We start from the raw sequence: 11,562 nt of genomic DNA, 5'->3' as shown, positions 1-11,562 counted from the left end.
GCCGGCGTGAGCCGCGAGGCGCAGGCGCGGGCGGCGCGACGGACAGGCTTGCGGCTCCGCGCCGCGACGGGTAACAACGCGCCGCTGTGCGAATGCTTCACCCCGGAGCCGGGTCCTCGCGGCCCGGGCCTTTGACCTCGCGCCCCCTCGCGACCGCCGTCTCGGCGCTCGCGGAGGGGCCGCGCACGCCGCTCGCGGAGCTGTCCGACCCGGCGGCGGTCCTGGCCGGGCTCATGGACCTGCACGGGAGCGTCTCGCTCGCGCGCGAGCTCTCGCTGCTCGACCGCCCTGCCGCGCCGGCCGCGGCCGCGGTCGACGCCGCGCGCGCCGAGGTCCGGGCGCTCGTCGCCGAGCGCCTCGGCGAGCTCGCGGAGGCGCTCGACCACGTGTTCGCCGCCCCTTTCCACCGGCGAAACAAGCTGCCCGACGCCGCGGCGGTGCTCTCCACGCTGGAGCAGGCCGGGGTGCTGCCCGCGCGCCCCGCCCGCGCGCTCGCGTCCGCGGCCGGCCAGCTCTGGGAGCCTTTCGGCGAGCTCGCGTCCCGCGTCCTCAACCGCATCCGGACGGAGACGCGCGCGCTGCGGGAGGAGCTCGCGCCGTCGCTGCGGGCGCTCGGCCCGGACGCGGCGCGGCTCGAGCGGCTCGACGCGGCGATCTCCGCGGCCACCCAGAAGCGGCGCGAGCGCGCCCTCGCCGAGCTCCTTCCCGGCCTCGCGCGCGCCTTCGCGCGCGGCCTCCGGTCGGCCGTCGGCGCGCTGCCGGAGGGGGCCGGGCTCGAGCACGTCGCGGGCTGGTTCGCGCCGGAGCAGTGGCTCGGGCGGGAGCTCCAGCGCATGGAGCTCGTGGTCCAGGCGGCGCTCGCGCACGAGGCGGGCCGGCTGCTCGCGCTGGTCGACGGGGCCGCCGCCGCGGGCGCGCCGGCGTAGCCCGGGGGCCTCGATGATGTGGCTCGCGACGGCGCGGCAGTGGACGACGCGGCTCCTGGTGCTCCTCACCGGGGGGATCGGCCTCGCGCTGGTGGGGCGGGCGGCGGTCGTCTACCGCGGGTCGGACCCGCTCGCGTACCGCCTCGTGCAGCTGATCGCGCTCGGGCTCGCGCTCGGCACGCTCGAGCTGTTCGTGCGCGCGGGGCGAGCGGCGCGGCTCGGGCGCGAGCTCGCCGCGCTGCCGCGGCCGGCGACGCGCGCGGGGATCGAGCAGAGCAGCGCGCCGCTCCGGTCGTTGCTCGAGGCGCGCATCGCCGGCGTTTCGCTGCCCCCGGCCAGCGCGACGTTCGCGTCGTACCTCGTCGGCCTGCTCGTGATGATCGGGCTGCTCGGCACCTTCCTCGGCCTGTTCGAGACGCTGCGGGGGGCGCGCGAGGCGCTGACCCTGAGCGCCGACGTCGACGCGCTGCGGGAGAGCCTGGCCGCGCCGATGCAGGGGTTGTCGCGCGCGTTCGGCACCTCGGCGGCGGGCGTGTCGGCGTCGGGGATGCTCGGGCTCGGCGTCGTGCTCGTGCGCCGCGCCGAGGCCGGGGCCGCGGCCGCGCTCCAGGCCTACGCGGCGGGTCCGCTCGCGGCGCTCACGGTCGCCGGGCGGCAGCTCGCCGCGCTGGAGTCGCTCGCGCGCCAGGGCGACGCGCTCCCGGCCGCGGCGTCGTCGCTGCGCGAGGCCACCACCCGGCTCGAGCGCCTCGAGGAGCGGCTGCTCGCCGTCCAGGTCGAGGGCGCGCGCCAGACCGCCGCCTCGTTCGCGGAGGCCGCCGCCGGCGTCCGCGGCGACATCGCGGCGGGCCTCCGGCAGACGGCTGACGTCGCGGCCGGCGTGGTGCGGCCGCTCCTCGCCGAGGCGGTGGAGCGCGCCGGCGCGGCCGCGGGCGGCGCGCTGCAGGCGGTCGAGCGGCGCCTCGACGAGGAGGCGCGCGCGCGGCGGGAGGCGGACGTCGCGTCGGCGTCGCGGCTGGAGGGCCAGGCGGAGCGGCTGTCGGCGGCGGTGAGCGAGGCGATCGAGCGGCTGGAGCGAGCGCAGGCGGCGCGGCTTGTCGAGGCGGCGGCGCGGCAGGCGGAGCTGGAGCGGGCGCGAGCGGCGCGGCAGGCGGAGCTGGATGCGGCGCAGGCGGCGCGGCTTGTCGAGGCGGCGGAGCGGCAGGCGGAGCTGGAGCGGGCGCGGTCGGCGCGGCAGGCGGAGCTGGATGCGGCGCAAGCGGCGCGGCTTGTCGAGGCGGCGGAGCGGCAGGCGGAGCTGGAGCGGGCGCAGGCGGCGCGGCTTGTCGAGGCGGCGGAGCGGCAGGCGGAGCTGGAGAAGGTACGGGCGGAGCGGCAGGCGGAGCTGGACGCGGCGCGGGCGGCGCACCTGACGGCGCTGGGGGAGGCGCTGGCGGCGCCGCTGACGGAGGCGGCGCGGGCGGCGCAGGCGGCGCCGGAGGCAGCGGCGCGGCTGATCGCGGAGGCGTCGGAGCGGCTGACGGCGCGGGCGGAGGCGGACGCTGCGCGGGACGCGCGGCTGGACGCGCTGCTGGAGAAGCTGTCGGAGGCGACGGCGGGGATGGCCGGCAGCGCGCGAGAGCAGGCCGAGCGTGTGGCTGCGCTGGCGGAGTCGACGGAGCGGAGCGCGGCGGAGCGAGAGGCGCGTGCGGAGGCGCGCGTCGTGGCGCTGGGGGAGGCGGCGCGGGGGCTGTTGTCGGAGCAGGCGGCGCGGCTGGTGGCGTTCGAGGAGCGGCTGGACGGGGCGCGGCGGGAGGCGGCGGACGGGCTGGCCGAGCGGCTCAGCGCTCACGCGCGCGGCCTGGGCGAGAGCCTCGAGCGGCTGGAGGGCGGCGTGGCGTCGCGGCTGGAGCGGCTGGAGGAGGGGGCGGCGAAGCGCTTCGAGCGGCTGGATCGGGAGGCAGCGGCGCGGCGGCGCGAGCTGGAGACCGAGTCGTCGTCGCGGCTGGAGGGCCAGGCGGAGCGGATGTCTGCGGTGGTGAGCGAGGCGATCGAGCGGCTGGAGCGGGCGCAGGCGGCGCGGCTTGTCGAGGCGGCGGCGCGGCAGGCGGAGCTGGACGCGGCGAGAGAGGCGCGGCAGGCGGAGCTGGAGCGGGCGCAGGCGGCGCGGCTGGCCGAGGCGGCGGAGCGGCAGGCGGAGCTGGAGCGGGCGCAGGCGGCGCGGCTTGTCGAGGCGGCGGAGCGGCAGGCGGAGCTGGACGCGGCGCGGGCGGCGCACCTGACGGCGCTGGGGGAGGCGCTGGCGGCGCCGCTGACGGAGGCGGCGCGGGCGGCGCAGGCGGCGCCGGAGGCGGCGGCGCGGCTGATCGCGGAGGCGTCGGAGCGGCTGACGGCGCGGGCGGAGGCGGACGCTGCGCGGGACGCGCGGCTGGACGCGCTGCTGGAGAAGCTGTCGGAGGCGACGGCGGGGATGGCCGGCAGCGCGCGGGAGCAGGCCGAGCGTGTGGCTGCGCTGGCGGAGTCGACGGAGCGGAGCGCGGCGGAGCGAGAGGCGCGTGCGGAGGCGCGCGTCGTGGCGCTGGGGGAGGCGGCGCGGGGGCTGTTGTCGGAGCAGGCGGCGCGGCTGGTGGCGTTCGAGGAGCGGCTGGACGGGGCGCGGCGGGAGGCGGCGGACGGGCTGGCCGAGCGGCTCAGCGCTCACGCGCGCGGCCTGGGCGAGAGCCTCGAGCGGCTGGAGGGCGGCGTGGCGTCGCGGCTGGAGCGGCTGGAGGAGGGGGCGGCGAAGCGCTTCGAGCGGCTGGATCGGGAGGCAGCGGCGCGGCGGCGCGAGCTGGAGACCGAGTCGTCGTCGCGGCTGGAGGGCCAGGCGGAGCGGCTGTCTGTGGTGGTGAGCGAGGCGATCGAGCGGCTGGAGCGGGCGCAGGCGGCGCGGCTTGTCGAGGCGGCGGAGCGGCAGGCGGAGCTGGAGAACGTACGGGCGGCGCGGCAGGCGGAGCTGGACGCGGCGCGGGCGGCGCACCTGACGGCGCTGGGGGAGGCGCTGGCGGCGCCGCTGACGGAGGCGGCGCGGGCGGCGCAGGCGGCGCCGGAGGCAGCGGCGCGGCTGATCGCGGAGGCGTCGGAGCGGCTGACGGCGCGGGCGGAGGCGGACGCTGCGCGGGACGCGCGGCTGGACGCGCTGCTGGAGAAGCTGTCGGAGGCGACGGCGGGGATGGCCGGCAGCGCGCGGGAGCAGGCCGAGCGTGTGGCTGCGCTGGCGGAGTCGACGGAGCGGAGCGCGGCGGAGCGAGAGGCGCGTGCGGAGGCGCGCGTCGTGGCGCTGGGGGAGGCGGCGCGGGGGCTGTTGTCGGAGCAGGCGGCGCGGCTGGTGGCGTTCGAGGAGCGGCTGGACGGGGCGCGGCGGGAGGCGGCGGACGGGCTGGCCGAGCGGCTCAGCGCTCACGCGCGCGGCCTGGGCGAGAGCCTCGCGGCGACCGCGGCGGTGGTGCGCGAGGCCTCGGATCTGGTGCGGGCCGGCGGCGCCGAGATGACGGCCGTGGCCGAGATGTTCACCGTCGCGGTCGACCGTTACCGTGACGCCAGCGATCGCTGGCTGAACAGCCTGGGCGCCATCGAGGACGCGATCGAGCGCCGCGAGCACGGCGAGGCGGCGGACCTCCTCGGCGCCTACCTCGACCAGACCCGCGAGGTCTTCGACCATTCGTTGCAGTTCCAGCGCGAGCTCTTCGCCGAGCTGCGGGCGCTGAGGAGCAGGACGAGCTGATGCGCCGCGCGTCGCCGCCGCCTCAGGCGCGTCCGGGAGTCATCAGGTCCGCGGCACCCTGCGAGCGCGCCGCGATGCCCCTGCCTTCTCGTGCGAGGGCTCGCCGATGTCCCTGATGCCGGCCGAGGACGACGCGCCCGAGCAGGCGGCGGTCTGGCCGGTCTTCGGCGACCTCATGGCCTGCCTCTTCGGCCTCTTCGTGCTCTTTTTCGTCTGGGCGATCTCGTTCCAGGTCGACCTGACCCGCGACCTCGCCGCCGAGCGCGCCACCCGCGCGGCGGAGCGCGCGCGCCTGGAGTCGCTCGAGCGTGCCCTGGCCGGGCCGCTCGCCGAGGGGAGGATCACCCTGACCGAGGGCCGCATCGGGATCCGCGGCAGCATCCTGTTCGAGCTCAACTCCGCCGAGCTGCAGCCGGACGGCGTCGCGTTGCTCCGCGCGCTGGCCGATCCGCTCAAGGCGTACCTCGAGCACCATGACGAGCTCATCATGGTGAGCGGTTTCACGGACGACCGCCCGCTCACGAGCTCTTCCCGCGGTTATGCCGACAACTGGGAGCTCTCGGCGCAGCGGGCGCTGACGGTGACGCGCGCGCTCGCCGCGGCCGGCGTTCCCGATACGGCGCTCTTCGCGGCCGGCTTCGGCGAGAGGCACCCGGTGGCGCCCAACGACACGAGCGAGAACCGGGCGAAGAACCGCCGCGTCGAGATCTCGCCCATCCCGCGGCGGGGCGCGCCGAGATGACGTCCATACTGGATTTTTCGCCGCTCGCCGCCGAGCCTGACGAGCACCCGCGGCGGTCACCTCAACCCCGGTCACCTCAACCTCGGTCGGGGCGTCCACCTCAACCTGGGCGTCCACCTCAACCTGGGCGTCCACCTCAACCTGGGTCGGCGGCCGCTGCTCAACCTGGGTCGGCGGCCGCTGCTCAACCTGGGTCGGCGTCCGCTGCTCAACCTGGGTCGGTGGACCCGCAATCCGGGTCATCCGCCCCGTCCCCTCAAACCGGGTCATCCGCGGCCGTCCCCCAACCCGGGTCGCCCGCCCCGTCCCCCCAATCCGGGTCATCCGCCCCGTCCCCCCAACCCGGGTCATCCGCGGCCGTCCCTCAACCCGGGTCGCCCGCGGCGCGCCTCGCCGCCTTGCAGGCCGCCGGCGCCCACCGCTTCGACCCAGCCAGCCACCGCTTCGTCGAGGCGCTCCTCGAGCGCGCCCGCGTCCTCGACGGCGCCGCCGCCGCCCACCTCGCCGCCCGCGCCGCCGCGCGGCTCACGGCGCTCGAGAGCGCCTTCCGCCGCGCGCGCGCCGACGCCGAGGCCCAGCTCCGCGCCCTCGCCGACGCCGGCGTCCCCGACGACGGCGAGCTCGCCCAGGCGCTCGCGCTCGGCGAGCTCCCGGCTGTCGTGCGGGGCGCCCGCCGGCGCCTGCGCGCGCTCGCCGCCGAGCGGCAGAAGACCGCCGTCCCCGCGCTCGCGCGCCTGCGCGGCGAGGCGGCGGCGCGCGACGTCCGCCTGCCCGAGCCGCTCGCGCGCGGCCTCGCGGCGCTCCCGTGCGACGGCGACGTCGTCGAGCGCCGGGTGAAGCGGCAAGCCCAGGCGCTCAGCAATGCCCTGTCCACGGCGCTGTTCCACGAGTCGCTGGTCAGCGCCCGCGCCACGCTCGCGGTCGCGCGGGCCGCCGACAACGTCCCGGAGGACGCCGGCCCCTACAACGCCCAGGTGCTCGCCTCCCGGGCGCTCTGCGCCGCCGAGCGGCTCTCGGAGCACTACCTGCGCGCGCTCGTGGCCAGCCTCCAGGACCTCGGCGCCCTGGCCGCCGCGCTCGAGCCGCAACCAGAGAAGCCCACCCGGAAGAAATCTGCCCCGCGGCGCGCGCGCGACACACCGAACGTGCGGGACAGCGGCGACGCCGGCGCCCGCCGCCGGCCCGCCCGAAAAAAAGAATCCCTTTTCCGTGGATCGCGTTAGGTAAGTAGTCCCCATGCCTCGCTCGCCAGGCCGATCCCTCGCTGCCCTCGCGCTCCTCCTGCTCGCCAGCTCTTGCTCGTCCGCGCCCGAGAAGGTGCAGAGCGGGCCTGCGACGCCGCCGCTCAAGCAGTGCGGCACCGAGGTCGTCAGGCGCGGCGACGGCTACAACGGCGCGGCGCGCGAGTGCATCTGGCAAGCGTACAGGAGCCGCGAGCCGTCCGAGTTCACGACCACCCGGTACACCATCGAGGGCGACCCCGTGACCTACCGCCTCGAGGTGACGGTCACGGGCGTCGTGGTCGTCGTGGACAGCAAGGATCGGTACGCGCTGAAGGGCGTGTTCCGCCACTCCTGCCGCAACCTCGAGCGCATCTCGCAGGAGGGCACCGAGGACCGGTTCGGCTTCGCCCTGAGCGCGTGCTCCGGCGGCGGCGCCGAGCGGTTCGCGGTCCCTTGACGAGCCCGCTGCGCCCCGGGGCGCTCCGGTCGGCCCGTCAGCCCGGCCCGCTGCCCTGCCAGCGCCGCCTGCTGCCCCGCCAGACACCTCCCGGAGCCCGCCGCGACGCCGGACGGTCGAAACGGAACGGCAACGCGCGCGCAGCCCACACCACCGCCGGGCAGCGCGTGGACGGCCGCGGGCGGGCGCGGCCCGAGGCCTGATCTGGTGGACGCGACCGATCCTTGGCGCGTAGGCTCGCTACGAGCATCGGAGCGGGCAGCACCATGAGCAGACGAAGCGTCCTGTACTGCGCGATCGGTTCGATCCGGGCGCCGGAAGGGTGTGGATGACGGAACATGCGCGCCCGTCGGTCGGCAGTTCGCCAGAGCGTGCCTGCGAGCAGGCTGGGGGGAAGCGCCGTGCAGCGTCACCTCGTCTTTGAAGCCGCGGGGATCAGCCACCCCGGCATGGTCCGCGACACGAACGAGGACAGCTTCGCGATCCTCGAGCCGCGCGGGCTGTTCCTCGTCGCCGACGGCATGGGCGGGCGCGCCGCCGGGGAGGTCGCGTCGCGGATGGCGATCGACACGGTGCGCGACTTCTTCGACGATCCGGAGTCCACCTGGCCTGTCGCGGTCAGCGTCGGTCCGGCCACGGTGCGGGGCTCGGACGCCCGCTACGTCGACCAGGGCCTGCCGCTGCTCGTCGCGGGCATCCAGCTCGCGAACGGCCGCATCTTCTCCGCGGCGCGGCGCGACCGGGAGAAGCGCGGGATGGGCACCACGTTCGTGGCCGCGCTCGCGCGCGACGGCTTCGTCGCCATCGCGCACGTGGGCGACAGCCGCGTCTACCGCCTCCGTGATCACCGCCTCGAGCAGCTCACCCGGGATCACTCGCTCGTCAACGAGTGCATCCGGCTCGGCCACCTCCTCCCCGAGCAGGCCAGCTCGTTCCCGCTGCAGCACGTGATCACGCGCGCGCTCGGCACCGACGAGGCGGTCGAGGTCGAGACGCGGATCGACCCCATCGAGGGCGGCGACGTCCTGCTGCTGTGCTCGGACGGCCTGTCCGGCGTCGTCCCGGCGCAAGATATCGCAAGTATCCTCGAGGAGCGCCTCGAGCCAGGCGAGATCGCGGCGCGGCTCGTCAAGCGCGCCAACGAGAACGGCGGCCCTGATAACGTCACGTGCGTTGTCGTGCGCTGGCGCGCCGCTCCCGACGGCGCGCCCAGGCGCTGAGCTGCGCGCCTCGATGACATGTGCTGGAGCGCGCATTGCGCGCTCCTTGCGCTCTTTTCCATAAAACATCAACTGCCGGACAGCGCGCCATCGTGTTAATGCCGGTGGGGAATCTCGATGGGCGCGCGAACGAACGGATCACCACAGCCGCACTCCACGACATCCACCTCCCGGAGCGCGGCGGCGTCCGGCGCGGGGAAGCGCGGCGCCTCGAGCGCGCGGCGCGCCGAGCCGGCCAGCGCGGCCGCGCCGGAGCTCGATCCCGTGGAGCACCGGCCGGCGCTCAAGCTCCTCGAGGCGGCGCGCGAGCCTGATTTCATCGAGGTGCTCGGGTCGCGCGAGCACAACCTCCGCATCGATCGGCTCGAGGTGCCGAAGCGCAAGCTCGTCGTGTTCACGGGGGTGAGCGGCTCGGGCAAATCGAGCCTGGCGTTCGACACGCTCTACGCCGAGGGGCAGCGGCGTTACGTCGAGACGCTGAGCTCTTACGCGCGTCAGTTCCTGGGCCAGCTCGAGCGCCCGCAGGTCGAGCACCTGCGCGGGCTGTCGCCGACGATTGCGATCGAGCAGAAGAGCGCCTCGAGCAACCCGCGCTCCACGGTCGGCACGATCACGGAGGTCTACGATTACCTGCGCGTGCTCTATGCGCGCGCCGGCGAGCAGCATTGCCATCTCTGCGGCAAGCCGGTGAAGGCGCAGAGCTCCGAGCAGATCGTCGAGGAGCTCCTCGCGATGCCCGAGGGGACGAAGTTCGTGCTGCTCGCGCCGCTCGTGACGCACCGGAAGGGGGAGTTCAAGGACCTCTTCGAGGAGCTCCGGGGCCGCGGCTTCGTGCGGGTCGAGATCGACGGGGCGCAGCACCGGCTCGACGAGGCGCCGCGCCTCGACAAGAAGCTCAAGCACACCATCGCCCTCGTGGTGGACCGGCTGGTCGTGCGGGCGGACGAGCGCCAGCGCATCACCGAGGGCGTCGAACTCGCGCTCCAGGAGGGGCGCGGCGAGATCCGGGTCGAGCTCCAGGGCGACGACGGCGCGGCCGCGCGCAAGCGCCGCCCGGCCGCCCCGCTCTTGTTCAGCGCCGCGCGCTCCTGCTGCGGCCAGAGCTTCCCCGAGCTGTCGCCGCAGAGCTTCTCGTTCAACAGCCCGCTCGGCATGTGCGGCGCCTGCAACGGCCTCGGCACCCGCCTGGAGATCGATCCCGGCCTCGTGATCCCCGACCCCGCGCTGTCGATCCGGGAGGGCGCCATCGCCCCCTGGGCGTCGGCCATGTCGCGCGGCGAGGGCTGGACGTTCCGCATCATCGACGCCGTGGCCAAGGCGTGCTCCGTCGACCTCGACGTGCCCTGGCGCAAGCTCGGGGCGAAGAAGCAGGAGATGGTGCTCTACGGCCTCTCGGGCAAGCGCATCGCGGTGACGTGGGGGAAGGAGGGGACCGAGACGCACGGCACCTGGGGCATGCGCTTCGAGGGCGTGATCCCCAGCCTGATGCGCAGGTTCCAGCAGTCGTCGTCCGAGTCGGCGCGGGACGCTTACCGCAAGTTCATGAGCGAGCGGCCGTGCGACGCCTGCGGCTCCCGGCGCATGCGCCCGGAGTCGCTCGCCGTGCGCGTCGCCGACAGGAGCATCGCCGACGTCACCGCGATGACGGTGAAGGACGCATTCGAGCATTTCGCCCGGCTGGAGCTCCCGGGCAACCGGCAGAAGATCACCGAGGGCGTGCGCCGGGAGATCACGAGCCGGCTGAGCTTCCTCCTCAACGTCGGCCTCGATTACCTCACGCTCGACCGCTCCGGGCCGACGCTGAGCGGCGGCGAGGCGCAGCGCATCCGGCTCGCGAGCCAGCTCGGGAGCGAGCTCTCCGGGGTGATGTACGTGCTCGACGAGCCGAGCATCGGCCTGCACCAGCGCGACAACCAGCGCCTCATCGAGACGCTCCGGCGGCTCCGGGACCTCGGCAACACGGTGCTCGTGGTGGAGCACGACGAGGAGACGATCCGGGCCGCCGATTACGTGGTGGACTTCGGCCCTGGGGCGGGGCACCTCGGCGGCCGGGTGATGGCCGCGGGGACGCCCGAGGAGATCGAGCGCGACCCCGAGAGCCTGACCGGCGCCTACCTGTCCGGGCGCGCGCGCATCGAGCTGCCGGCTGCGCGCCGCGAGCCGCGCGGGTGGCTCGAGATCCAGGGCGCTTCCGAGCACAACCTCAGGAACATCGACGTCCGGTTCCCGCTCGGGGTGCTGCTCGCGGTGACGGGGGTGAGCGGCGCCGGCAAGAGCTCGCTCGTGAACGGCATCCTCCTCCCGGCGCTGGGCCGGGCGCTGCACAACAGCACCGAGCCGGTCGGCGCGCACCGCGCCATCAAGGGGCTCAAGGCGCTCGACAAGGTGATCGCGATCGACCAGAAGCCGATCGGCCGCACGCCGCGGTCGAACCCGGGGACGTACACGAAGGCGTTCGACCAGATCCGCGACATCTTCGCCGAGCTGCCGGAGTCGCGCGCGCGGGGCTATGGTCCGGGGCGGTTCAGCTTCAACGTGAAGGGCGGGCGCTGCGAGGCGTGCAGCGGCGACGGCATGGTGAAGGTGGAGATGCACTTCCTCGCCGACGTCTACGTCCCTTGCGAGGTGTGCGCCGGCAAGCGGTACAGCGCGCAGACGCTCGCGGTGCGGTACAAGGGCAAGAGCATCGCCGATATCCTCGACACGAGCATCGAGGACTGCCTGCAGCTCTTCGAGCACCACGTCGCGCTTCGGCGCGTGCTCGACACGCTGGTCGAGGTCGGCCTCGGGTACATGAAGATCGGCCAGAGCGCGCCGACGATGAGCGGCGGCGAGGCGCAGCGCGTGAAGCTGAGCCGCGAGCTCGGCAAGAGCCAGACGGGGCGCACGCTCTACGTGCTCGACGAGCCGACGACGGGCCTGCATTTCGAGGACATCCGCAAGCTCCTCGGCGTGCTCCACCGGCTTGTCGAGGCGGGCAACACCGTGGTGGTCATCGAGCACAGCCTCGATGTGATCAAGTGCGCCGACTGGGTGATCGATCTCGGCCCCGAGGGCGGCGCCGGCGGCGGCCAGGTCATCGCCGAGGGGACGCCAGAGGACGTCGCCAGGGTGGCGCGCTCGTATACGGGGCAGTTCCTGCGCCCCTTGCTGAGCGCGCGCCGTCCGTCCCCCCGCCTCCAGGCGCCGGCTTCGGTGTGATCACGCCTGCAATGGCGTCCCGAGATTCGGGATGTCCCGGGTTTTCACGAA

7 protein-coding genes are annotated in these 11,562 nt (G+C 75.3%); all 7 read left to right on the top strand.

Going from position 1 to position 11,562, the window contains the following annotated elements:
- The first annotated feature begins 131 nt into the window (after positions 1 to 131).
- The 7 genes from WME85_RS48080 (at position 132) to uvrA (ending at position 11,511) form a co-directional block, all read left to right on the top strand.
- Positions 132 to 926: a hypothetical protein gene (locus tag WME85_RS48080; protein ID WP_437831632.1), complete on the top strand. Its 795-nt coding sequence runs from the start codon at positions 132 to 134 to the stop codon at positions 924 to 926.
- A 13-nt stretch (positions 927 to 939) separates the two neighbouring features.
- The gene (locus WME85_RS48075) at positions 940 to 4,668 is read left to right on the top strand and encodes a hypothetical protein (RefSeq protein ID WP_437831630.1); all 3,729 of its coding nucleotides are present in this window, start codon (positions 940 to 942) and stop codon (positions 4,666 to 4,668) included.
- A 106-nt stretch (positions 4,669 to 4,774) separates the two neighbouring features.
- The gene (locus WME85_RS48070; RefSeq protein ID WP_437305768.1) at positions 4,775 to 5,410 is read left to right on the top strand and encodes an OmpA family protein; all 636 of its coding nucleotides are present in this window, start codon (positions 4,775 to 4,777) and stop codon (positions 5,408 to 5,410) included.
- 398 nt (positions 5,411 to 5,808) lie between these two features.
- Entirely contained in the window at positions 5,809 to 6,633 is an 825-nt protein-coding gene (locus WME85_RS48065) for a DUF2894 domain-containing protein (RefSeq protein WP_437831626.1), read from the top strand.
- A 13-nt stretch (positions 6,634 to 6,646) separates the two neighbouring features.
- The gene (locus tag WME85_RS48060; protein WP_437831624.1) at positions 6,647 to 7,090 is read left to right on the top strand and encodes a hypothetical protein; all 444 of its coding nucleotides are present in this window, start codon (positions 6,647 to 6,649) and stop codon (positions 7,088 to 7,090) included.
- Positions 7,091 to 7,491: 401 nt separating this feature from the next.
- Positions 7,492 to 8,310 carry a Stp1/IreP family PP2C-type Ser/Thr phosphatase gene (locus WME85_RS48055; RefSeq protein ID WP_437831622.1) on the top strand — a complete coding sequence of 273 codons (819 nt, stop codon included), beginning with the start codon at positions 7,492 to 7,494 and terminating at the stop codon, positions 8,308 to 8,310.
- 117 nt (positions 8,311 to 8,427) lie between these two features.
- On the top strand, positions 8,428 to 11,511 hold the full coding sequence (gene uvrA / locus WME85_RS48050; protein WP_437831621.1) for an excinuclease ABC subunit UvrA: 3,084 nt from the start codon (positions 8,428 to 8,430) through the stop codon (positions 11,509 to 11,511).
- Positions 11,512 to 11,562 lie beyond the last annotated feature (51 nt).

This window comes from Sorangium sp. So ce1153 (assembly GCF_051521595.1).
GTDB lineage: Bacteria > Myxococcota_A > Polyangia > Polyangiales > Polyangiaceae > Sorangium.
This window is presented reverse-complemented; position numbering and strand designations above follow the sequence as displayed.

Excerpts from the sequence above, each read along its gene's own strand:
- WME85_RS48075 (WP_437831630.1), top strand. The coding sequence starts at position 940 with ATGATGTGGCTCGCGACGGCGCGGCAGTGGACGACGCGGCTCCTGGTG.
- WME85_RS48070 (WP_437305768.1), top strand. The coding sequence starts at position 4,775 with ATGTCCCTGATGCCGGCCGAGGACGACGCGCCCGAGCAGGCGGCGGTC.
- WME85_RS48060 (WP_437831624.1), top strand. The coding sequence starts at position 6,647 with ATGCCTCGCTCGCCAGGCCGATCCCTCGCTGCCCTCGCGCTCCTCCTG.
- uvrA (WP_437831621.1), top strand. The coding sequence starts at position 8,428 with ATGGGCGCGCGAACGAACGGATCACCACAGCCGCACTCCACGACATCC.